This window comes from Paracoccus sediminilitoris, from assembly GCF_003259195.1.
In the GTDB taxonomy this organism is placed as follows: Bacteria; Pseudomonadota; Alphaproteobacteria; order Rhodobacterales; family Rhodobacteraceae; genus Paracoccus; species Paracoccus sediminilitoris.
The window spans coordinates 644,837-667,041 of sequence record NZ_QJPK01000001.1 but is presented as its reverse complement, the minus strand read 5'-3'; the positions used below and the strand labels follow the sequence as shown (position 1 = coordinate 667,041).

Here is a 22,205-nt window from a genome sequence, read left to right as displayed (position 1 = left end):
GCCTCAAGATAGGATCAAGTTGACGCGAACGTAAGCAAGACGCGGCGTCACGACAGTCCCCTGCCGTGGCGTCATTCCATGCGGGCCAGCTCGTCCTCTCCGGTCTGGCGCAGCTGGGCCAGGTCGGCGCGTGCCGCCTGCATGTCGGCGATCTGCTGGTCCAGCACATCCAGCTGTCTCTGGGCCATCTCGATCCAGACCTGATACTGTTCCCGCGACCCCTTCTTGTCATAGATCAGCAGCCATTTGCGGATATCCTCGAGCGAGAATCCGAAGCGGCGGCCGCGCAGGATCAGCGTCATCCGCGCCACCTCGCGCGGGCCATAGAAGCGGGCGCGGCCTTCCTTGAAAGGCTTCAGCAGCTCGATGTATTCGTAATAGCGCAGCGTGCGCGGCGTCACGTCGAAGCGTGCGCACATCTCCTTGAAGCTGATGCGGTCTTCGGTCATTCGCGCCTCCTCGCCCGGTTCCCTTTGCGTAAACTTAGGCGGTGTCGATCATATTCTCAACCGAATCGCGCAGTCATGGTTCATTGGGGTTGAGCATGCGCCTAACGCGCGGCTAAGCATCAACAAACACCAAGGAGACGCGGATGCCCGACCAGACCGAAGGCCCCCAGGATGATCGCACCCGCATCGCCCAGCAATTCATCGAGGCCATCCCCCATGCGCGCGCCTTAGGCATGCGGGTGGACGAACTGGGCACGGGCCGCGCCGTGATCAGCATGCCTTGGGCCGAACATCTGGTAGGCGACCCGCGGACGGGCGTCATCCATGGCGGCGTCGTCTCGGCGCTGATGGACACCTGCTGCGGGGCTGCGGTCATGGTCCATCCCAGCAATCCGACCTCGACCGCGACCATCGACCTGCGCATCGACTACATGCGCGCCGCGAAACCCGGCCAGCGGATCACCGCGCGTGCCGAATGCTATCACATGACCCGCAGCGTGGCCTTCCTGCGGGCCGTGGCGCTGGACGAGGATGGTGAAAACCCCGTGGCGACCGCGACCGGCGCCTTCACGGCCGAGAGGTGATCATGGGCGACCGCAACGAACCGCTGCATCAGATCAAATCGCGTCGCGATTCGGCGCTGAAGGCGCTGGTCACCGGCGTCCCTTACATGTCCTGGCTGGGCATCACCTTCGACCGGCGCGGTGACGAGCTGACCGCCATCCTGCCCTATGACGAAAAGCTGATCGGCAATCCGCGCCTGCCCGCCATCCACGGCGGGGTGACGGCGGCCTTTCTTGAGGTCACGGCCATCATCGAGCTGTCTTGGTCGGTCATGTGGGAGGATCTGGAATCGGGCCGCATCGCGCCTGATGCGGCGGTGCCCGACAGCCTGCCGCGTCTGCCCAAGACCATCGATTTCACCGTCGATTACCTGCGGTCGGGCCTGCCGCGCGACGCCTATGCGCGGGCAAGTGTCGTGCGGTCGGGGCGGCGCTATGCCTCGGTCCATGTCGAGGCATGGCAGGACAACCGTGCCCGCCTGATCGCGCAGGCGACCGGGCATTTCCTGATGCCGCAGCCCTGACATGCAAGGCCCCCTGCTGACGCATCGGCGCGTGCTGAACATCGCGCTGCCCATCGTTCTGTCGAACCTGACCGTGCCGCTGCTGGGTCTGGTCGATACCGGCGTCGTCGGCCAGCTGGGCCTGCCCGAGGCGATCGGTGCGGTGGGCATCGGGGCGGTCATCCTGACCTCGATCTATTGGGTGTTCGGGTTTCTGCGCATGGGGACCTCGGGGCTGGTGGCGCAGAGCCACGGCGCGGGCGACCAGGCCGAGGTCGGTGCCCATCTGCTGCGCGCGCTGGCCATCGCGGGCGCGGCCGGGGCGGTCTTCATCGTGCTGCAGGTGCCGATATTCTGGGCGGCGTTCCGGCTGGCCCCGGCATCAGATGCGGTGGAAACACTGGCCCGCGACTATCTGGCCATCCGCATCTGGGGTGCACCTGCGACCATCGGGCTTTACGCCATCACCGGCTGGCTGATCGCGGTCGAACGCACCCGCGCGGTGCTGGGGCTGCAATTGTTGCAGAACGGGCTGAATGTGGGCCTGGACATCTGGTTCGTGCTGGGGCTGGGCCTGGGGGTCAGCGGCGTGGCCTGGGCCACGCTGGCGGCCGAGCTGGCGGGGCTGGCGGTCGGGTTGTGGCTGGCGCGCCATGTGCTGGCCCGCGCCGTCACGGCGGCCCGCGACACGGCCAGCCTGTTCGCGCGCGCCAAGATCGACCGGCTGGCGCGGGTGAACACCGACATCATGATCCGGTCGGTGCTCCTGCAGGGCTGCATGACCAGCTTTCTGTTCCTGGGGGCGGGGCAGGGGGACGTGCCGCTGGCCGCGAACCAGGTGCTGCTGCAATTCGTGGCGCTGACGGCCTTCGCGCTGGACGGCTTCGCCTTTGCCGCCGAAAGCCTGGTGGGGCAGGCGGTGGGGGCGCAGAGGCCGGACCGGGTGCGGCGGGCATCGATCCTGACCTCGCAATGGGGGCTGGGGGGCGCGGTCGTGCTGGGGTTGGTCTTCATCGTCGCGGGCGGGCCGATCATCGACATCCTGACCACCTCTCCTCAGGTCCGGGCCGAGGCGCGGATCTTTCTGCCGTGGCTGGGGCTTGCGCCGCTGATCGGCGTGGCGGGCTGGATGCTGGACGGCATCTTCATCGGGGCGACGCTGACGCGGGACATGCGCAACGCGATGATCCGGTCGGTCGCGGTCTTCGTGGCGGCGGTGCTGATCCTGCCGCCGTTCTGGGGCAATCACGGGCTGTGGGCGGCGCTGATGGCGCTGAATACCGCGCGCGCCATCACCATGCTGCGCCGGTATGGCCATGCCGAGGATGCCGCGACACCCCCCGGGGGCGACGCGGCGGTGGCGTGATCAGCTTTCGTCGACGACCTGGCGGCGGGCCTCGTCCATCAGTTCGGCCATCTTGGCGCGGATCGTGGCGTCATCGGCGACCCCCTGCAGGTCGGTGCTGACCTTGCGGAAGACGTCTTCCTCGCCGGGTTCCTCGAAATCCGAGGTGACGACGGTCATCGCATAGGCGCGGGCCTCGTCGCCGGACTTGTCCAGCAGCCCGGCCGCCCATTCGCCCAGCAGGCGGTTGCGGCGTGCCTCGGCCTTGAAGCGCAGATCGGCATCATGCGCGAATTTCGCCTCATAGGCGCGCTCTCTGTCGTCAAACGTGGTCATCGGTCCACCTCCTGCTGTAACTTGGTCAGATAAGAGCCTTTCGCACGTCTTGTCGCAAGCCTCGTATTGCCCCCCGATGCCTTTCTGCGCTAAGTCGCCTCTTTGAGAGACATCCGAAAGGACGGTGGGGCCATGGCACCGCGGCGCAAGAAGGTTTACGAAGGCAAAGCCAAGATCCTGTACGAAGGTACGGAACCTGGCACGCTGGTCCAGTACTTCAAGGACGATGCGACGGCGTTCAATGCCCAGAAGAAAGCAACGATCGAAGGCAAGGGTGTCCTGAACAACCGCCTGTCGGAATTCTTCATGCAGGGGCTGACCAATATCGGCGTCCCCAATCACTTCATCCGCCGCATCAACATGCGCGAACAGCTGATCCGCCAGGTTGAGATCATTCCGCTGGAAGTGATCGTGCGCAACTTTGCCGCCGGCTCGCTCTCCAAGCGCCTGGGCCTTGAGGAAGGCACGCTGCTGCCCCGTCCGATCGTCGAATACAGCTATAAGAACGATGAACTGGGCGACCCGATGGTGTCCGAGGAATACGTCATCGCCTTCGGTTGGGCCAGCCAGCAGGACCTGGACGACATCGTATCCCTGGCGCTGCGCGTCAACGACTTCCTGTCGGGCGTCTTCTATGGCGCGGGCATCAAGCTGATCGATTTCAAGATCGAGATCGGCCGCGTCTGGGACAATGATTTCATGCGTCTGATCGTCGCCGATGAAATCAGCCCCGACAGCTGCCGCCTGTGGGACGTCAAGACCGGACAGAAGCTGGACAAGGACGTGTTCCGCCGCGATCTGGGCAACCTGACCGACGCCTATACCGAAGTGGCGCGCCGGCTGGGCCTGATGCCTGCCAACACGACCAGCCTGAAACCGACCGCGATCAACTGAGAAGGAAGCCCGCGATGAAAGCCCGTGTCACCATCATGCTGAAGGACGGTGTTCTGGACCCGCAGGGCGAGGCGATCCGCCACGCGCTTGGCGGTCTGGGCCATGACGGCGTTTCCGGCGTCCGCCAGGGCAAGCTGATCGAACTGGACCTGGCCGCCACCGACGCCGAGGCCGCGCGCGCCGAAGTGGCGAAGATGTGCGAGGGCCTGCTGGCCAATACCGTGATCGAGAAATACTCAATCGAGATCGCCTGACAGGCTTCGATGACGTTGCGGCAGCCTGCCCTTATGGTCAGGTTGCCTGCAAGTCCCCGTTGCAAATCGGAGCCGTTTGACGCCCAATGCGCGGATGATGAACCAGACCCCGACCCCCTCCGACACGACCACGCCGGTCATCCAGATCAACGGGCTGCACAAGTCCTATGGCCAGCTTGATGTGCTGAAGGGCGTCTCGATGACCGCCCCACGCGGTCACGTGGTCAGCCTGATCGGCTCTTCCGGTTCGGGAAAATCCACCCTGCTGCGCTGCTGCAACCTGCTGGAGAACAGCCAGGCGGGCGATATCCTGTTCGACGGCGAGGCCGTGCGCTGGAAGGGCAAGGGCCTTGATCGCGCCCCGGCCGACCGTGCCCAGGTGACGCGGTTCCGCACCAACCTGTCGATGGTCTTCCAGCAGTTCAACCTGTGGGCCCATATGACGATCCTGCAGAACGTCATGGAGGCGCCGCTGACCGTGCTGGGCGAGGATCGCGGCACCGTCGAGGCCCGCGCCCGGGCCCTGCTGGACAAGGTCGGCATCGGCGACAAGGCCGATGCCTGGCCCGCCCAGCTGTCGGGCGGCCAGCAACAGCGTGCCGCTATCGCGCGCGCGCTGTGCATGCAGCCCACGGCGCTGCTGTTCGACGAACCGACCAGCGCGCTGGACCCCGAACTGCAGCAGGAGGTCGTCAAGGTCATCAAGGATCTGGCCGGCGAACATCGCACGATGATCATGGTCACCCATGACATGCGGCTGGCCGCCGATGTCAGCGATCACGTCGTCTTCCTGCACCAGGGCGTGATCTGCGAAGAAGGCCCGCCATCGCAGCTGTTCGGGAACCCGCAGACGGACCGTCTGCGCCAGTTCCTGTCGGCCACGATGGCCCATTAAACAAAAAAACGAACACCAACAGGAGACTATGCCGCAATGAAATCCCTGATGATTGCCGCCGCCACGCTGGCCTTGACCGCCGGTCTGGCACAGGCTGAAACCATCCGCATGGGCACCGAAGGCGCCTATGCCCCCTATAACTTCATCGACGATGCGACCGGCGAAGTGACCGGTTTCGAGATCGAGCTGGGCAACGAGCTGTGCACCCGCGCCGAACTGGACTGCACCTGGGTCCGCAACGATTGGGATTCGATCATCCCGAACCTGGTGTCGTCGAACTATGACACGATCATGGCCGGCATGAACATCAACGAGGAGCGCAAGGCGGTCATCCAGTTCACCCAGCCCTATACCCCCGCAATGCCGTCGGCCTATGCGGCACTGTCGGCCGACGTGGACGTGGAAGGCGGCATCGTCGCCGCCCAGACCAGCACCATTCAGGCCGGGCATGTGGCCGAAACCGGCGCGACCCTGCTGGAATATCCCAACCCCGACCAGACCGTCGCCGCCGTCCGCAACGGCGAGGCTGACGCCGTTTTCGCCGACCGCGACTTCCTGGCCCCCATCGTCGAGGAATCAGGCGGCGAGTTGGTCTGGGTCGACGGCAAGGATGCCGTTCCCCTGGGCGAAGGCATCGGCATGGGTCTGCGCCAGTCCGATACCGAGCTGAAGGACAAGTTCGACGCTGTCATCACCGAGATGAAGGAAGACGGCAGCCTGAACGAGCTGATCGTCAAGTGGTTCGGCGACGACGCCCTGACCTTCGAGTGACATGACCCGCCGCCGCGGTCACGGGCCGCGGCGGCCATCCGGGATATCCGATGTTTTCCTATTGCACCGATCCGTCCACACTTGATGGGCTTGCCTGGCTGTCATGCTATCTGACATCCGGCACGCATCTGCTGTTCTATGGCAGCTTCGGAACGGTGCTGCTGTTGCTGGCCATCACCGCGCCGGTGGCGCTCTTGTTCGGTTTCGGCGGGGCGATGGCCTCGCGGTCGCGGATCGCGCCGCTGCGCTGGTTCGGCAAGATCTATACCTCCATGGTGCGGGGCATTCCCGACATCCTGTTCTTCCTGTTCGTGCCGATCGCGCTGGACCAGGGCTTTGAATGGCTGCGCGCCAAGATGCTGTGCGAGGGTGACGAACCGATCCGTCAGGGCAATGATTTCGTCGTCTGCGCTGCCGCCAAGCTGCCACTCAGTACCAGCCCCCCTTGGGTGCATGACACCTATGGCATCTTCTTGGCCGTCATCGCCTTTTCCGTGGTCTTCGGTGCCTTTGCCGCGAACGTGCTCTACGGCGCGATGCAGGCGGTCCCGCATTCACAGCTGGAAACGGCCGAAGCTTACGGCATGACGCAGCGCCAGGTGACGCGCCGGGTCCTGATCCCGCAGATGTGGACCTATGCCCTGCCGGGGCTGTCGAACCTGTGGATGATCCTGATCAAGGCCACACCCCTGCTGTTCCTGCTGGGGGTCGAGGACATCGTCTATTGGGCGCGCGAACTGGGCGGGTCCAAGACCAGCGCCTTCAGCTATCCACATCCCGACTGGCGGCTGTATTACTTCCTGGCGATCCTGATCTTCTATCTGCTGATGACCTTCGTGTCTGAACGCGTCCTGGCGCGGGTCACGCGCCGCCTGTCGCGCGGACAGGCCACGATGGGCGCGGGGGGCATCGCATGAGCTGCGCGCAGACGATCACCGATTACGCGCTGCGTTCCATCGGCATGGGCGAACGCCTGCTGCCACGGGCCGATTACACGCTGTGTCAGCAATTCACGCTGATCGGGTCGGGGCTGATCTGGAACCTCTATTTCGCGTTTTTGGCGCTGGCTTTCGGTTTCGTGCTGGCCAATGGGCTGGCAGTGGCCAAGGCCAGCCGTCATCCTTGGGCGCGCGTTCCCGCCAACGCCTTCATCTTTGTTTTCCGCGGCAGCCCGCTGTTCATCCAGTTCTTCATCGCCTACGAGGCGCTGGTCCTGCTGCCCCGCGCGGGGGTCGATATCTTGGGCATCACGGTCCAGACCAGCTGGATGACGCGGGCCTGGGCGGGGGGGCTGTTCGTCCTGATCCTGAACACCGCCGCCTATTCCGCCCAGATCTTCCACGGGGCGCTGATGTCTGTCCCCAAAGGCGATGTCGAGGCCGCCGACGCCTATGGCATGACCGGCTGGACGCGGTTCCGGCGCATCATCTGGCCCACGATGATGCGGTTGGCTTGGCCCAGCTATACCAACGAGGCGATCTTCCTGTTCCATGCCACGACGCTGGTCTATTTCAGCGGCTTTCCGGCGTTCCAGCAGCGCGGCGACGCGCTCTATTATGCCAGCTATTTCGCCGACAAGACCTTCAACCCCTTCGTGGCCTATCCGATTGCCGCGGCTTATTTCGTCGCGGCCACCTTGGCTTTGATCTGGCTGTTTGGCAGGGTAAACAGGCGCCTGAACCGACACCTTCCGGGGCAGGTCCGGCGCGTCAAGTATCGCCCTCAGATAGTGAGATGACACAGATGGAATGGCTGCGCGAACACCCCGAAGTCAGGACGATCCGTGTAGCGGCCGCCGATCTGAACGGCGTGGCACGGGGCAAGCGGTTGCCCGCGAAATATGCCGACAAGCTGGTCGAGGAGGGGACCAAATTTCCCTATTCGGTGCTGAACCTAGATATCTGGGGCGAGGATGTCGAGGACAGCCCCCTGGTCTTTGAATCCGGCGACCCCGACGGGCTGCTGCTGCCCACTGAACGCGGTTTCGTCCCCATGCCCTGGCTGGAGGCCTCGCCCACCGCGCTGCTGCCCCTGTGGATGTTCCACCCCGATGGCCGACCCTATGACGGCGATCCGCGTCAGGCGCTGGCCCGCGTGGTAGAACGCTATGACGCGGCCGGGCTGGTGCCGGTCGTCGCGACCGAGCTGGAATTTTTCCTGATCGACGACAGCGGTCGTCAGCTGCGCGTGCCGCCCAGCCCGCGGTCCGGCAAGCGCCGCACCGGCGGCGAGGTTCTGTCGCTGCGCGCGCTGGACACGTTCGACCAGTTCTTCACCACGCTTTACGACGCCTGCGAATCGATGGACATCCCCGCCGATACCGCCATTTCCGAGGCCGGGCCCGGCCAGTTCGAGATCAACCTGATGCATCAGGCCGATCCCCTGAAGGCCGCCGACGACACCTGGCTGTTCAAGACGCTGGTCAAGGGCGTCGCCCGCAATTACGGCTTTGCGGCCAGCTTCATGGCCAAACCCTATGAGCAGTTTTCCGGCAACGGGCTGCACATGCATTTCTCGATCCTGACCAAGGACGGACGCAACATCTTCGACAATGGCGGCGAGGAGGGGACCGAGGAACTGCGCCAGGCCGTCGCCGGCTGCCTGCGCGCCATGCCCGGATCGACCCTGCTGTTTGCGCCGCATGAAAACAGCTATGACCGGCTGGTCCCGAACGCCCATGCGCCGACCGGCATCGGTTGGGCCTATGAGAACCGCACGGCGGCGATCCGCATTCCGTCATCGGGACCCAAGGCGCGGCGGATCGAACATCGCGTGGCGGGGGGCGACGTGAACCCCTATCTGACCGTGGCGGCCATCCTGGGTGCGGCGCTGAACGGCATCGAAGACAAGCTGGAGGCGCCCGCGCCCTTCAAGGGCAACGCCTACGACAAGAACCTGGGCCAGCTGCCCGGTGACTGGGGCGCGGCCATCGAGGCCTTCGACAACTGCCCCGAGATCCGCCGCATCCTGCCGGCCCATCTGGTCGAGAACTACCTGATGACCAAGCGGCAGGAACTGCATTACATGGCCGAACTGTCGGATGAGGAAACGGTCGAACTGTATCTGGATACGGTCTGATTGTTATGACCACCGAAAAACTGCCATTTTGCGGTTGTCACTTCCATTCCGGCACGCATAAAACTGCCATCGCGTGTCGGGTTGGAGAAAAATTCTCCACAAGTCATATACTTGGGTTCGAATGAGCTGCAACGGCTCCTGATCGGCAGCGACAGGACCAGGTTTGCAGCCCTGGCTTGACGCCTGTCGCTCCGACGTTCATCGCTGAGCCCTGACCAGGGTCCTTCTGCAATCTGCGCCTCTGCCCCGTCGCACCCTTCCGGCGGCGGCGATGCGCTCCAGCTTGTCGAGGACCGCTCATGCCCCGTCATCCCTTCATCAAAGCCAGCTTTCCCGATCCTGACCTCACGCCGCGCAATATCGCCAAGCGCCTGATGCTGCACCTCACCCGGATCCGCGTTGATCGTGCCGCCGTCGATCCGGGCGAGCAGGATGAGGAGAAGCTCTACGACCTTGCCTGCATGGGCCGCCTCGACGGCGTCAGCCTGACGCCCGAAGGCCACACGCGGGTGGATCGGCGGGCCGCCCGGTTGCACGAGCGCAAACTGCGCCTGTCAGGGATCGCGCACCTCGAAAGGTCAGACCGGGACAAGCTGTCGGTGCTCAAGAGCGGCGTCGCCCTCGCTGCCATCACGGACGAGCATCAGGCGGACGGTTTGGCCGCGACCCTGCATGCCGAGATGCCCTGGATGTCCGTCGCGACCAAATATGCCTGGCACGCAATGCGCTGCTCGGTGCGCGAGGGACATGTTGGCTTCCGGCTGCCTCCGGTGATCCTCGACGGCCCACCTGGCATCGGGAAGACTCGATGGGCGCACCCGACTCGGCGATCTGATCAGGACGCCTAGGCTCCAGCCTCATTGATTTTCAGAGCCAGAAGAGGATTGTTGCTGCGAGAGCTATTGCGGAGAGGAAGATCTCGGGGCATCGGTCGTATCGTGTTGCGACGCGTCTGCAGTCTTTCAGGCGGCCGAACATGATCTTGATCCGGTTGCGTCGCTTGTACCGTCGCCTGTCATGTTTCACGGCTTTCTTGCGTGACTTTCGACCGGGGATGCAAACCTTTATCCCGTTGTCTTTCAACGCTTGTCGTCGCCAATCGGCATCCTATCCACGATCCCCCAAGAGCCAATCCGCCTTCGGCAGGCTACTCAGCAGCGCGGCTGCACCGGTGTCATCGCTCACCTGTCCGGCCGACATGAAGACCTGGATCGGGCGGCCCTTCGCATCAGTGACGGCATGTCACTTCGTGTTCATGCCGCCCTTCGTGCGCCCGATTTGGCAAGCACGCCCCCCCTTTTTTACCCGCAGGCTGGAGGCCGTGCGGTGCGCTTTCAAACAGGTCGCGTCGATCATGATAGGCTTGTGATCGGCGCCTTTGGCGCCTTCGGCGGCCAGGCCCGCCATGATCCGGGCGAAGACGCCCTTTTCACTCCAGCGTTTCCAGCGGTTGTAGAGAGTTTTGGCCGGACCAATCCCCAAGCACGTCGCACCACCGCAAACCATTGCGATTGATGAAGATTATACCACTCAGAACCCTTCGATCATCAACCCGGGGCTTGCCATGGCTCTTGGGGAAAACGGTTTCAGGCGCTCAATCCGCGCCTCGGCCAGCCAGTAAAGATTGCTCATAGATCAGGTCTCCTTGCGGAGCCTGGATCACGGCAACGGACTGAAATCAATGGGTCTGGAGCCTAGAAGCTTATGCAAGGCGCTTCGGCGACGTTTTTTGTCTTGAACTCATGGCCGGCTGTGTGGAGCAAACCTCCGGCGCCCGCAAGGCGTGACCCGGCCTTTTTGTATGTGTCGGCTGCTGTTCGCAATTGAGAATTTGGCACGACTTCGGAAATCGCTCATATGTATCCGGCCTTTTGATCGGCTCGCAGACCGTGGCCTTGATGGGGTTACGCACGCGCCTTGGTCTCCTAGCGGCAAGGTCCTTGCTGACCATAAGGGCCGTCAGACTCTGGGGGTGTATTTTCTCCGTTCGATGCTGTCCTCTCTGTCGCGAACTCCTTTTGACCGTGGAAAGCGTCAGATGGTTTCCATGGCCATATCTTTTGGGGCGTCGAACCGGGTTCCGTGTCGCAGAACGCTCCATGCGGTTCGGGCAAGTTTTTTGGCCAGCGCAACGGCGGCCTTGTTGCGCGGCATGCGCTTTACCGCTTCGGTCAGCCAAGGGCCGAAGCTGAAGGTGGACCACCTGTTCTGACGCATCATGATCACCTTCGCCGCCTGGACGAATAGCATGCGAAGATAGCGGCTGCCCCGTTTGGTGATCCGCCCGACGATCGTTCTCCCGCCCGTGCTGTATTGGGTCGGCACCAAACCGACCCACGCGGCAAAGTCCCGACCTCGGTCGAAAGCCTCCCCCTTGCCAACTGCCGCGACCATTGCCGTCGAGATCATTGGACCGATCCCGGGGATGGTCATGACGTTGGCGCAGTTCTCTTCCGTGCGGCTGATCTCCTCGATCTGGCCCGAGACGTCCTCGATCCGTTTGTCCAGCCAAAGCCAGTCGCCATAGAGCCCGATCAAAATGCCGCGCATCCGGGGCGAAATCTCGTCCTGTCGCTGTTCGAGGATCGTCTCGAAGGAATTCTTTAGCGCCCGCAGCCCCGACCGGACAGTGATGCCCTGTTCGATCAGGAAGGCCCGGATCTGGTTGATGGTGGCCGTGCGCCGCGAAACCAGTCGTGCCCTGACCCGGTGAAGGGCCTGAAGATCGAGCTGATCCTCGTCCTTCTCAGAAACGGTCCGGAGGTTCGGCCGCAACGCAGCCTCCATGATAGCCTCGGCATCGTTGTAGTCATTCTTTTGGCCCTTGTTGAAGGGCTTCACGTAGATCGCCGGAATGATCCGCGGCTCGAAACCCATGCCTCGCAGCGTCCGGCTGACAAAATGAGCGCCAAGGCAGGCTTCCATCCCGACGATGCAGCGTGGGAGCTGTTCGAATGTGGCACTCAACGCCAGCCGCTTGATCTGTTTGCGTATGACCAGCTGGCCCGCGCGGTCGAACCCGACCAGATGAAACGTGTCCTTGCCGATATCGACACCGACCACGGCAAGGTCTTCGAGGCTTCCGGTCTTCTTTGCACACATGGCTACTTCTCCTTGTTGCACGGTTGACCCCTCGTCAGGGTAACCCAACTGTGGGGAAGCAGCCGACACATCCCATTAGCCGCCGCTCGGTGCTTGGCTGGCGCTGCGGTGCAGCTTCCACAGACCGGCCGTTTGTGCCTTGCGCAGCGAGATCGTGCGGGCACGGTCTTCTATGTGGGACGAAAGCTGATTGATTTGGTGTGAGGATTCTGCAGGCAGTGGCAAAAGGCTTGCCGATGACTGCGATCCCCGCTCATACAACTCCCCGCCTGACCTTCCGGCCCATTTCCTTGCTCCGGTCGCAGTCGGATGAAATATTGGTAGCAGGTCACGACCAGACTGCGGCCGAGAAAAGGGGGGCAGGCGACCATCGGGGGTAGTCTGATCGCATCTGTCAGGGCGAGCCGGATGTTTCTTCTGGAGCAGTGGGAAGTGTTCGGCCTATGGCTCCGTCGAGAAGGTGCTGAAACGGAATGGGTTCAAGGCGGCTGGGGGCCTGAAACGGATTGGAAAACGCATAGATGAAGAAGAGCACCATTCCCGAATAGGCGCCGAACAGAGACATCAGGATAAGATGCGTTTTCGAGGGACGAGACAGATAAAAAGGGACCGCTAGAAGCGCGAGACCAACGAGCGCCGGAATCCAGAATAAAATCGCAAAAGTCCGCTGCGCGACTGCTTCGCGCTGCTGCCGGAAAGAGGCGATTTCGGTGACACGGTCCAGCATCCGGCCGCGAAGATACTCTTGCCGCGGCGACTCGGGATTTGCGTCAAGGATCTGAACATATACGTCATCCCAGGTCGTCCAAGCCCTGCCGGACAGGCCCTTGCGTTCTGCGAGACGCGGCCATTCGTTCGCGACCACTTCCTGCAGATAGGCCGCCATGCCATGTTGAACAGCGGGTTCCAGCCTTCCGCCATATCGCTTTGCGTCATTCCAGACGTCCGAGACCGCGACAGCCTCCTGCACCAGCACAGTCCGCAGCGCTTTGTAATCGTCAAGTTCCTGAGCGTAGACGAGAGCGAGGATTAGCCCGTGCAGGGCAGCGATCCGAACGCCCACGTTCCCTGCAAGCTCGAAGGTGCGATCTGTCTCATGCCCAGGCTGAAGGAAACGCCGGGCCAAGGAATAGGCGATCAGAACAATTGCGACCGCGAGGGCGGTGGACATCAGTCCGATGACGGTCGAGTTCACGCTATCGGTCACACTGGCGTCCATCGGTTATTTTGCCAGCAAAGATTGTCAGAAAATTGCGTCTGGCAATCAAATAATTTTAGGGTTCCGAGCAAGGTTTTCCTTTTCGACGATGCCGATGCCTCCGTCGCGCCCGAACGCGTTTGGGGTGCAACATGACGAAGATGTCCCAGCAAGGAGACCCCAATTGGATCGTCGCATTGCCACTCGGGATGAGAGACATTCTTTATGTTTTTTGCAATGCAGAGGGACGGTTGTTCAGTCTGCGGTCGAAACGCCGCGAAGATCATCCATGACCCGCTCGCATTCGGCAGCGCTGCCTATTACGGGCATTGTATCCTCGCTGTCCCACTGGTCCCGCAGATTTGCAACCGCCCGGTTGAGAGCTTGGTCTACCTGCTCGGCAGTCAGTAGCCCTTCGTCATACGCGGCCTCTACGGTCGAGCAGATCCCTGCCCCGAGGCCGGTCGCGACGCCAATGCCGGTGGCACCGCCAACCAGCAAGGCTCCCAGCATCGCGCCGATCACGAGGCCGAATATAAGGGACAGGGCTGCGACAAACAGCTTGCTCATGGCATAACCTCTAGCGGCGCTTGGCGACCCTTCGTAGCCATCCAAGAAGGGCAATGTTCAGAAGCGGCGCAAGGGTTGTGAGCCAAGGTAAGGCCCATCCGGGCACCCCTTCGATGGCCCTCGTCCATGGCAGGCCGAGAATGACGACATAGACGGCTGAGAGCGGCTCCTTCTCCGCCCCCAGCAGGCCGACCGCCAACACCAGCAGTGCAAGCGTATAGAGCGCGATCAGCCCCCAGAAAAGGACATCTGAAAGCCGCCGCATGCTGCCTAGGCGGCACCCTCATCGGTCAGTGACTCGATCGAGTCGGTGGTTCCGTCAGAGTAGGCGATGCATTTCCACGGTGCCCTGCTTGGGCCGACGCCGACACGCACATAGGTTCCGGCCTCTGAGAATTCAGAACCCAGCAGCGTCACATCGGGATTGCTTGTCACGGCCGTTACATCGCGGAGGCAAGCCTGTTCAGCGAGCGATGGTGAAGTGCTTGCTTCGGCGACTTCTTCCACGCAGGCGGACAGTGTGGCAACAGCGCCGAGTGCGAACAGGATGGCAGTGAATTTCATGGTGGCAGTCCTTTCATCGATCCGGGTTGGATTAGTCGACACCAAAAACGACCGTATAGTTGACCGTGCCATTCGTTCGATTGATCACTTCGATGACATGATCGCCCGTTTGCCAGACCTGGCCGCGATAGGGCAGGTCGCTGGACACCTGATCCAGAAGGAAGCTCTGGTCAGGGTTGAAGATCTGGTAGGAGATCGGATTGCCGCGGTGGCGGACTTCGACGACCAGGTCTTGCCCGTTCCGAATGTTCAGCGCATAGCGGCGGCTATCCCCAGGTGCGAGCGTTCCGTGCAACGTGGCCCCCGAGGTGCCGGCGGCGAAGTGCACACGCTCGGGGCCCCTGGAATGCAACGGTGCCTGCGATTTGTTTTCCGGCGCTGATCCCTCGATCAGATATGCGCCCGATGCCCAGCCCTTGAACCGGCTGTCGATAGTCCCGACGTGGCACCAGCGCCCGCCTTCGGACATGCGGCAACCCATGTTGCGGACATTCTGTCCGTCGACCAGCCGTGTCAGGATCTTCGCCCCGGCCGAGGGCCGAGCCCGAAGGTTCAGTGTGTCGTCGCCCACGACGCTGACCTGTAGGAAATCCGGACCCCCCGCCAGCCCATCGGCAAAATCGCCCTCTACACGCGCCAAACGCCTGCCTTTCACCGAGACATCAAGATCGAACGCCGCGCTTTCTCCACGGCGCGCGGCGTTGCGATAAAGATAGACCTGAATGGTGTAATTTCCTGAAGCAGAAAGCCTCCCCGACCATTCATTCAGCGGGTCGGTCATGCTGCCAATTGCCAGTGCCTGATCCCCCGGACCGCTGCCCGGCGCGAAAACGTTGAAGTAGGCGGCCGTATTGGCCGAATTCATGCGGATGCTGAGTGTCTGACCCGCCTCGGCGCCGATGGTGTAAAGCATCTCGTCCCGGCCCGAAATCCTGCCCGAGATCTGAGTGTTGCTTGCCCCTGCGGGAAAGCGGATCGCAGCTGATTGCTGGGCATATCCGATGGCCGGAAACACCGATAGAAAGACCGCCGCAATCATCATGGAAAGTCTTCGCACGACCCAATCTCCCAATCAGGCAGTTCCGAGAAAGTCTAGTTTAACGTTGAAGCCTTTATCGCGCGAACCAAAAAATCAAGAAAAATATTATCTAGGTGCAAATTTTATCTGTTCAATTTCCACACGCAATGCCTCAAAATGGCAAAATAAAGTCCTGATAAATCAAGCCCTGATGCGAGATGAGCTATTAGGAGCGTCAATACCCGTCTACCCATGATACACGTCAATCCATGTAAGGGCTTTTGGACCCCTTCAGGAATTCTGGTTGCGACGCTCCTTCGGCAAAGAAATCCACCATCGTCTCGCCGTCTGAGGCATAGGAACACTAGATGTCGTCGCTCATGTTTTCCAGGTAGATGGTGCCGTTGATAGCATAGGTTCCATCGACGCGCTGGCCTTCGTATTTCATCTCAGTCCTGGCTGTGAATTCCTGAAAATAGGATTGCGTCGCGACACCACAATCTTCGATCATCGACTCGCTCGACTGGGCATATGCAGCGGTGGAAAGCAATCCGAAGAGGATCGGCGACAGGAAACTGGGCCTCATGGATCGGCTCCTTGATTTGCTCGCGTTTAAATCCTTCGTCAGTTGCAGGCCGGGTAATTAGCGCGATCGGCTTCGCTCACATCAACCGGGCATGTTTCTTCGACCGGGGAAGATCCATGAACTTGGCAAATCCCGTTGGCGCCACCCGGCCCCGTATAGGAAACTGATACCGAACCGTCGGCCGACGTCATGATCTCGACCGTGATGTTGCTATGCGTTGCCTCATAAACAGATTCGTTAAATTTCTCGATCGAGGCTTCGTTCCCGTTCACATAGACCGGGCCGCCTTCGTCAGCGTGAACTTCAATCCCCGTCGGGCAGGTCGCATTCAAAGTCGGGATCTGAGCATAGGCCGGAACAGCGACACAGAACGCATATGCCGAGGCCATAAGACCAAAGGCTGTCATTCGGTGCGAAGGCATCATTCTCTCCTGTTTTGGTTTGCAAGATTTGATTCGTGGAAGCAAATAATCTGACATGCGCAGATCCAAGGACGCACGGAAAGTATACTCTGCCAAGCTTTTCTTGAGACGTCTGAAAAAATTTGTCGCAACAAGAGCTGAGTTAAGGCATGATTGAGTGACCTGACGCCCTGACTCGCTCTCGGCAGCCTTTACGGCTTAGAGATTGGAGGTGATAAAGCTGTGAGCCGTCGATAAAAGAATGCAAAAATAGTACTACAGCTACAATACAATATGACGCAGAAACGGCGACATAATTTCCTTGATCAGACGTCTTCAACATTTTGGACATCGGGGGGAAATGGACGAATATAGTTATAACGTCTTTTTGACATATTTCTCAGGTCCTGGCGAATGGATTAATACAGGGCCAGTTATTGTTTCGGGGACAGTTATCGATAGCGATTTCGAGAGTGCGGAGGAGGACAAAGTCTTTACGCCGGGAGAGCTGTCTACTGGAGCTTCGTTCGGAACCGAAAATGAAACATTCATCGGAACGATCACCCAGAATGGCGAAACGTTCATCGTGACGCGTAACAATGTCGCAACAGACGAATACCAGCTTTATGGCAATGTCGACGACCCGCAGAACTTTACATATCCAACGATCACCGGATTGGGGGATATCAATACTGCAGATGCTTTCATGCCCCCTTGCTTCACTGAAGGGACATTGATCTCCACGCTGGACGGAGAAAGGCGGGTCGCAAGCCTTCAGGTGGGCGATCTTGTCTGGACTGTGGATCATGACTTCCAGCCTGTCCGTTGGATCGGTTCGCGTCAGTGCGGCCGAGAACGGTTAGCAGTTCAGCCTTCGTTGCGACCAATCCGGATTTCTGCCGGTGCCTTGGGCGATGGCCAGCCTGCATCTGATCTTCTCGTCTCGCCGCAACATCGCGTGCTTGTCCGTTCAAACATCGCGCAGCGGATGTTCGGGTGCCCCGAGGTTCTTGTCGCAGCAAGGCAACTGTTGGAACTAGACGGTATCGCGATCGCAGATTCAGCTGAAAAGGTGACCTATTTTCATATTCTGTTCGACCGGCATGAACTGGTCTTGTCGAATGGCGCAGTCACGGAGAGCCTTTTTACCGGCGCAGAAGCTTTGAAGTCGATGGGCGCACCCGCAAGAGAAGAGATCTTCGCGATCTTCCCGGAATTACGGAATGGCGAAGAATCCTTAATGGCTGCTCGAACCCTGGTATCGGGACGAATGGGTCGCAAGCTCGCCGAACGTCATCACCGAAATCGGAAGAAGATGGTCAGCGCGTAGGGCACATGCAAAGTCCAGTCACGGTGCGAAGTGCGCTGACCTGTGCCGCAAGCACGGCATATCGGAAGGCACCTTTTACAACTGGAATGCCAAGTTCGGCGGCATGACGGTGTCGGAGGCGAAGCGACTGAAGGCGCTGGAGGACGAGAACGCGAAGCTGAAGAGGCTTCTGGCCGAACCGCCGCTAATGCAAAGCTATGTCCTGGAGCGTCTCGACGGTCGCAAGGGCCCCGAGTGGCTGGACGGCCAGACGCTGGAACAGGCAGTCAAGGCAACCCAGATGCTCGGCATCGTGATGTCGTTCGGGACGAGCATCATCCTCGGCGCGATCGATCAAGACGGCTGGGACCTCGCAGATCGCTCAGGGTGGCAATGGACGTCCGCAGGAAAAGCAGGCCTGCACTCCGCTTTCGACACCTTGCATGTCTCGGCCATGGACCGAGGGCAAGGCGGACAGAACTACGCCACGGTCTTCGGTCAACTTCATCGGTGGCTGCTGAAGCCGGGCAATCGCTCTGATCACGGTCCGATCAAGCGGCTCCTGCGAAACTATATTCTGCGGAACATGGACGTGTGTGTCGGGCGGGAGCTGCTGGGCGCACGCATCACGCGGCGGCACAAATACTCGATTCAATGCTGGCGCTGGAAACCGGCGCCCATCGCCAGACGCTGCGCAAGATCCTTGTAGAGCGGCGCCTTATCACTCACAACGATACCGGAAAATCCAACTCCATCCTCCTTGTAGATGTCAAACAGGCGCAGGATGCAGCAGCGGCTCTGACCGGTCCGTGCCCTTCGAGACGCTGCCCGCAAGGATGAACGCGACGCGGCCGATCGTCAGATGCCTGATCGAGTTCGGTTATCTCACTCCGCTGTTCCGCAGCCAAGGAGAGAACAAGCGAGACAGGTGTGGATTTGACAGCCGGGAGGTCGATTTCGTGCTTGACCGGCTCCACGATCTGGCACCGGAAATGCCACATTTGACGGTGGAGTGGGTGACGCTCACGCAGTGCATGAAGCGCGCGCGAATCCCCATGCGCGATCTTCTGCAACGGATTTTCTTAGGCGAGGTGAAAAACATCGGTCGCGCCGAAGGCGACCGGGGCTTCAACGCGCTGCGAATCGATATCTGAAAAATTCAGGCGCCTACGAAGCGGATACGCCGCAGCGTCCTCACCACACTTGATTGGCCGCTTCAAGCGGCCATTTTCCTTGAACTTTCAATGGCAACTCTACCTGTGTAAAATGGCAGCATTGTCCGCCTAAGAGCCGATTGGGCACCAGTATTTCTTGAACCTGATGGCACTGTTACGCGTGTTTCTACACTGATACAGGGCCCCGGGCGCCCATCAATCCCCCGTTCTTGTAGCGCACTTGCATGCAAAGATACCGTGGATATCCCAGCAACCGGATATGTTCGGAATGCCATGCGGAAATCCGACCTTGAGGGCCAACGCTGATTTCGCGTGCCGCCGACAATTTCGGATCGACCGCCTGGCATCGTCAGGTCGACTGGGGGCTTCCCGGCAACGCCCGTGTGGCTGGGTGGTGCCTGCGGGAATGCCGTCCGCCAGCAAGATCAGTGCAGTGTCCGTCCAGGCGGTTTGGAAGGGCCACAGGTCGAGTTTCCGTACCTGCCGTCGCCCGACAGGCAGGATCGCGAAGGAACTGCCGAACAGACGGCAACGTTCGGTGCCAGAAGCAATTTCCGGGCGGGCATTGGTCTTCCCTTTGCCGGGGCTGACCATTGGCGGCTGGATCAGGCACTACTCAACCAGCGGGACCTCCTATGAAAACCATCAGATTAGAGCAGCCCGGCGGGCTGGACCGGCTGCGGCTTGTTGATCTTGAAGATCCCGGACAGCCGAAGGCGGGCCAAATTCGCGTCCGGCTTCATGCCTCGTCCTTGAACTACCACGACTATGGCATCGTTTCCGGGCGCATGCCGACCGAGGATGGGCGTGTGCCGATGTCTGACGGGGCAGGGGTTGTCGAAGCCGTCGGCGAAGGTGTCGAGGCGTTTCGCGCGGGCGATCACGTCGTTTCATGCTTCTTTCCGCAATGGTCCGATGGCCCGCCGCCTGTCGCTGACTTTTCGGGCACACCGGGGGACGGCACGGACGGCTATGCCTGCGAGGTCGTGGTGCGGGGCGCGAACTGGTTCACCAAAGCTCCGGCAGGGTACAGCCACGCCGAGGCCGCGACGCTGACCACCGCCGGGCTGACCGCATGGCGTGCGCTTGTCGTCGATGGCGCGCTGAAGGCAGGCGACACGGTGCTGACCCTTGGAACCGGCGGCGTGTCGATCTTTGCCGCCCAGATCGCGCTGGCCATGGGCGCTGAGGTCATCGCGACATCATCCTCGGATGAGAAGCTGACCCGGCTGCGCGACATGGGCATCCGGCAGACCATCAACTACAAGACGGAAGGTGAATGGGGCGCCCTCGTGCAGGAGATGACCGGGGGTCGTGGCGTCGATCATGTGATCGAAGTCGGTGGGCCCGCGACCCTGCCGCAGTCGATCACGGCATGTCGGATCGGCGGGCATATTGCGCTGATCGGCGTGCTGACCGGTGCATCCGGAGAGGTGCCCACGGCAGCCTTGATGGCCAGGCAGCAGCGTCTGCAGGGTCTGATCGTGGGCAGCCGGTCGATGCAGAACGATTTCGTGCGGGCGTTGGAGGTCACGGGCATCCGCCCGGTGATCGACAGCAGCTTTCCACTGGACAAGATCGCGGACGCCTTTCGGCATGAGGAATCCGGCGCTCATTTCGGCAAGATCGCCCTGACGATGTAACGATCGGCCGTTGCCGGACCGTCCTGATCGACGTGAACAGGTCCAGAGCCACCAGCCGCGAGGACTGGTGGTCACAGGGTTCTGGGCCAGATGAGGTCTTCGAGGTCTTGGAACCCCGTGACACGGGACTGCCAGTCGCTGATGGCGATGTGGCGCAGGTCGCTGGCCCGGTGCAGCATCATCAGCGTCGTCAAGCGTCTCCTCATGGCATGATCGTAATCCGCCGCACGAACCCCGTATCCGTCCAGGAAGGCCCGTAGTCTGGCCGGGACGCCCGCGCACATGAAGGTGCTTGGGCCCAGAAGGTCGTATTCGCGCCAGCCCGTCATCACGTCGCCGAAATCGATGACGGCCGCCAGCCGCCAGCCATCAGACGTGTTGGTCAGAAGCAGATTTTCGGGGATCCATTCGCCGGTCAGGATGACAGGCTGCACATCCGAAGGCAGCACCGAGGGCACCGTGCGGATCAGCGCCGGCAATTCGGCAAGCAGCGGTTCTGGCAGACCCTGACGTCTGTGGCGACCGATGCAGCCTTGGGCTTGTTGCCGGATGAAGTTCGGCCAAGCCGGCTGTATCGTCAGCAACTCTTTGGGATCAACGGCCTGGACCTCGGCAATCACGCGCCCGATATCGCCAAGGACCGAGATGCGGTCGTCCTCAGGCAGCGTGGGCCAGACCTCGGACCCTACCGTGCCGGGCAGCTTGGTGATGATCAGCCATGACCATCCGCTGTCCTCTCCCTCTGCCAGAATCCGGGGAATGGGGACGGACAAGCGGCCATCAAGCAGGCGCAGCGCCAATCGTTCGACCACGAACTGGGCGGCGTAGATCGGAGGGAAGATCTTCAGGATGACTTGGCCGTTCAAATCGACGACAAGGTTGGTGCCGGTTTCGAATGAACGCGGCGACAGGTCGTCGATATGTTCGCGTTTTGCAATCTGGGTGACGGCAGGCAACCAGCGATGAGGTGCGGACCGCCAACGGATGAAGTCTTCCTCATCTATGATGTCTGGCCACATTGTCATGGTCCCACCCCTTGCACGGGAAACAAGAACCGGGATGTGGAAAAGGTGCAATGGCAAATTGGCGGAATGATCCTCTGTGCGTTCGGCACGTCATGCATCGTTTCACAAGGGCGGCGGGGCCAGGCAGACAGGACCATATCTACCTGGTCGAAACCCGGTGCCATGGTCGATTGCCCTTTGTCGTTCGCTCTGACCTGACCGACCCGAACCCGTTGAGCCAAAGCCACGACAGTCAAACCCGACCCGATCAAGCCCGAAAATTGTGCTTCGGGGCTGATGCGCGGCTTGATCGTGGTTGCGTCCAAACAACCGCAGGCGGCGATGATTTCGCGGCAGCCGGATGACGCATCCATGCCGTCCGGCGGAACCGACGATCTTCCATCTGCCGTCGGTACCAACAGACCCATGCGCGATTATCTCCCAAACGCCACAGGCAGCGCATCGGCGCTGTGGTTGACTGAAACCTGACAATCTGCCCGTGATTGCGGCAGGCGCGGGTGACGCTTGTCCCGATTTGCCCTATGAT

26 protein-coding genes and 2 pseudogenes are annotated in these 22,205 nt (G+C 61.1%); 16 read left to right on the top strand and 12 right to left on the bottom strand.

Annotated elements, in window-relative coordinates:
* Nucleotides 1–71 precede the first annotated feature (71 nt).
* Nucleotides 72–449 (bottom strand): MerR family transcriptional regulator, encoded by a 378-nt coding sequence (locus DKT70_RS03260; protein WP_111557767.1) that lies wholly within the window; start codon nt 447–449, stop codon nt 72–74.
* Between the two features lie 143 nt (nt 450–592).
* On the opposite strand from DKT70_RS03260, the gene DKT70_RS03255 reads away from it, so the two are divergent.
* The 3 genes from DKT70_RS03255 to DKT70_RS03245 are packed head-to-tail and all read left to right on the top strand — an operon-like array spanning nt 593 to nt 2,881.
* Nucleotides 593–1,033, top strand: a complete 441-nt coding sequence (locus DKT70_RS03255) for a PaaI family thioesterase (RefSeq protein WP_111557766.1) — start codon at nt 593–595, stop codon at nt 1,031–1,033.
* A gap of 2 nt (nt 1,034–1,035) precedes the next feature.
* A complete protein-coding gene (locus tag DKT70_RS03250) occupies nt 1,036–1,536 on the top strand; it encodes a PaaI family thioesterase (RefSeq protein ID WP_111557765.1) in 501 nt (166 codons plus the stop codon).
* Nucleotide 1,537: 1 nt separating this feature from the next.
* Complete coding sequence (locus DKT70_RS03245) at nt 1,538–2,881, top strand: MATE family efflux transporter (protein WP_111557764.1); 1,344 nt, start codon at nt 1,538–1,540, stop codon at nt 2,879–2,881.
* On the opposite strand, the gene DKT70_RS03240 is transcribed toward DKT70_RS03245, so the two are convergent.
* Nucleotides 2,882–3,196 carry a DUF1476 domain-containing protein gene (locus tag DKT70_RS03240; protein ID WP_111557763.1) on the bottom strand — a complete coding sequence of 105 codons (315 nt, stop codon included), beginning with the start codon at nt 3,194–3,196 and terminating at the stop codon, nt 2,882–2,884.
* Between the two features lie 132 nt (nt 3,197–3,328).
* Here DKT70_RS03240 and purC point away from each other — a divergent pair, with 132 nt between their 5' ends.
* From purC to DKT70_RS03200, 8 genes are all read left to right on the top strand, one after another.
* A complete protein-coding gene (gene purC, locus DKT70_RS03235) occupies nt 3,329–4,090 on the top strand; it encodes a phosphoribosylaminoimidazolesuccinocarboxamide synthase (RefSeq protein WP_072295420.1) in 762 nt (253 codons plus the stop codon).
* A gap of 14 nt (nt 4,091–4,104) precedes the next feature.
* Nucleotides 4,105–4,344 (top strand): phosphoribosylformylglycinamidine synthase subunit PurS, encoded by a 240-nt coding sequence (purS, locus tag DKT70_RS03230; RefSeq protein ID WP_072295419.1) that lies wholly within the window; start codon nt 4,105–4,107, stop codon nt 4,342–4,344.
* A gap of 94 nt (nt 4,345–4,438) precedes the next feature.
* Nucleotides 4,439–5,239 carry an ABC transporter ATP-binding protein gene (locus DKT70_RS03225; RefSeq protein ID WP_111557762.1) on the top strand — a complete coding sequence of 267 codons (801 nt, stop codon included), beginning with the start codon at nt 4,439–4,441 and terminating at the stop codon, nt 5,237–5,239.
* Nucleotides 5,240–5,275: 36 nt separating this feature from the next.
* Nucleotides 5,276–6,010: a transporter substrate-binding domain-containing protein gene (locus tag DKT70_RS03220; protein WP_111557761.1), complete on the top strand. Its 735-nt coding sequence runs from the start codon at nt 5,276–5,278 to the stop codon at nt 6,008–6,010.
* Nucleotides 6,011–6,060: 50 nt separating this feature from the next.
* A complete protein-coding gene (locus DKT70_RS03215) occupies nt 6,061–6,927 on the top strand; it encodes an ABC transporter permease (RefSeq protein ID WP_111557760.1) in 867 nt (288 codons plus the stop codon).
* Nucleotides 6,924–7,748, top strand: a complete 825-nt coding sequence (locus DKT70_RS03210) for an ABC transporter permease (RefSeq protein ID WP_111557759.1) — start codon at nt 6,924–6,926, stop codon at nt 7,746–7,748. Before DKT70_RS03215 ends, DKT70_RS03210 begins: the two co-directional genes overlap by 4 nt.
* 5 nt (nt 7,749–7,753) lie before the next feature.
* Nucleotides 7,754–9,088 (top strand): glutamine synthetase family protein, encoded by a 1,335-nt coding sequence (locus DKT70_RS03205; RefSeq protein WP_111557758.1) that lies wholly within the window; start codon nt 7,754–7,756, stop codon nt 9,086–9,088.
* Between the two features lie 299 nt (nt 9,089–9,387).
* Nucleotides 9,388–9,936: a hypothetical protein gene (locus tag DKT70_RS03200; protein ID WP_111557757.1), complete on the top strand. Its 549-nt coding sequence runs from the start codon at nt 9,388–9,390 to the stop codon at nt 9,934–9,936.
* Between the two features lie 19 nt (nt 9,937–9,955).
* On the opposite strand, the pseudogene DKT70_RS03195 reads toward DKT70_RS03200, so the two are convergent.
* The 9 genes and pseudogenes from DKT70_RS03195 to DKT70_RS18155 form a co-directional block, all read right to left on the bottom strand.
* Nucleotides 9,956–10,720: pseudogene (locus DKT70_RS03195) on the bottom strand (IS5 family transposase).
* A gap of 402 nt (nt 10,721–11,122) precedes the next feature.
* Nucleotides 11,123–12,190 (bottom strand): IS110 family RNA-guided transposase, encoded by a 1,068-nt coding sequence (locus DKT70_RS03190; protein WP_111557756.1) that lies wholly within the window; start codon nt 12,188–12,190, stop codon nt 11,123–11,125.
* 394 nt (nt 12,191–12,584) lie between these two features.
* On the bottom strand, nt 12,585–13,409 hold the full coding sequence (locus tag DKT70_RS03185) for a bestrophin-like domain (RefSeq protein WP_111557755.1): 825 nt from the start codon (nt 13,407–13,409) through the stop codon (nt 12,585–12,587).
* A gap of 234 nt (nt 13,410–13,643) precedes the next feature.
* Complete coding sequence (locus DKT70_RS03180; RefSeq protein WP_111557754.1) at nt 13,644–13,958, bottom strand: hypothetical protein; 315 nt, start codon at nt 13,956–13,958, stop codon at nt 13,644–13,646.
* A 10-nt stretch (nt 13,959–13,968) separates the two neighbouring features.
* The gene (locus tag DKT70_RS03175; protein ID WP_111557753.1) at nt 13,969–14,223 is read right to left on the bottom strand and encodes a hypothetical protein; all 255 of its coding nucleotides are present in this window, start codon (nt 14,221–14,223) and stop codon (nt 13,969–13,971) included.
* Nucleotides 14,224–14,228: 5 nt separating this feature from the next.
* On the bottom strand, nt 14,229–14,522 hold the full coding sequence (locus DKT70_RS03170; RefSeq protein ID WP_111557752.1) for a hypothetical protein: 294 nt from the start codon (nt 14,520–14,522) through the stop codon (nt 14,229–14,231).
* A gap of 31 nt (nt 14,523–14,553) precedes the next feature.
* Nucleotides 14,554–15,564 carry an SH3 domain-containing protein gene (locus tag DKT70_RS03165; RefSeq protein ID WP_111557751.1) on the bottom strand — a complete coding sequence of 337 codons (1,011 nt, stop codon included), beginning with the start codon at nt 15,562–15,564 and terminating at the stop codon, nt 14,554–14,556.
* A gap of 340 nt (nt 15,565–15,904) precedes the next feature.
* Nucleotides 15,905–16,126 (bottom strand): hypothetical protein, encoded by a 222-nt coding sequence (locus DKT70_RS03160; RefSeq protein WP_111557750.1) that lies wholly within the window; start codon nt 16,124–16,126, stop codon nt 15,905–15,907.
* 38 nt (nt 16,127–16,164) lie between these two features.
* Nucleotides 16,165–16,644 (bottom strand): hypothetical protein, encoded by a 480-nt coding sequence (locus tag DKT70_RS18155; protein ID WP_199559515.1) that lies wholly within the window; start codon nt 16,642–16,644, stop codon nt 16,165–16,167.
* A gap of 244 nt (nt 16,645–16,888) precedes the next feature.
* Between DKT70_RS18155 and DKT70_RS03150 the strand changes: the two genes are divergently transcribed.
* From DKT70_RS03150 to DKT70_RS03135, 4 genes and pseudogenes are all read left to right on the top strand, one after another.
* Complete coding sequence (locus tag DKT70_RS03150) at nt 16,889–17,857, top strand: Hint domain-containing protein (RefSeq protein WP_111557749.1); 969 nt, start codon at nt 16,889–16,891, stop codon at nt 17,855–17,857.
* A pseudogene (locus DKT70_RS03145) lies at nt 17,823–18,044 on the top strand (transposase); the annotation flags it as partial. The gene DKT70_RS03150 and the pseudogene DKT70_RS03145, both read left to right, overlap by 35 nt.
* A gap of 601 nt (nt 18,045–18,645) precedes the next feature.
* Entirely contained in the window at nt 18,646–18,990 is a 345-nt protein-coding gene (locus DKT70_RS03140; RefSeq protein ID WP_111557748.1) for a hypothetical protein, read from the top strand.
* Between the two features lie 773 nt (nt 18,991–19,763).
* Nucleotides 19,764–20,654 carry a zinc-dependent alcohol dehydrogenase family protein gene (locus DKT70_RS03135; RefSeq protein WP_233490396.1) on the top strand — a complete coding sequence of 297 codons (891 nt, stop codon included), beginning with the start codon at nt 19,764–19,766 and terminating at the stop codon, nt 20,652–20,654.
* 71 nt (nt 20,655–20,725) lie between these two features.
* On the opposite strand, the gene DKT70_RS03130 is transcribed toward DKT70_RS03135, so the two are convergent.
* The gene (locus DKT70_RS03130; RefSeq protein WP_111557746.1) at nt 20,726–21,679 is read right to left on the bottom strand and encodes a phosphotransferase family protein; all 954 of its coding nucleotides are present in this window, start codon (nt 21,677–21,679) and stop codon (nt 20,726–20,728) included.
* A gap of 276 nt (nt 21,680–21,955) precedes the next feature.
* Here DKT70_RS03130 and DKT70_RS17740 point away from each other — a divergent pair, with 276 nt between their 5' ends.
* Nucleotides 21,956–22,147 carry a hypothetical protein gene (locus DKT70_RS17740; protein WP_146612588.1) on the top strand — a complete coding sequence of 64 codons (192 nt, stop codon included), beginning with the start codon at nt 21,956–21,958 and terminating at the stop codon, nt 22,145–22,147.
* Nucleotides 22,148–22,205 lie beyond the last annotated feature (58 nt).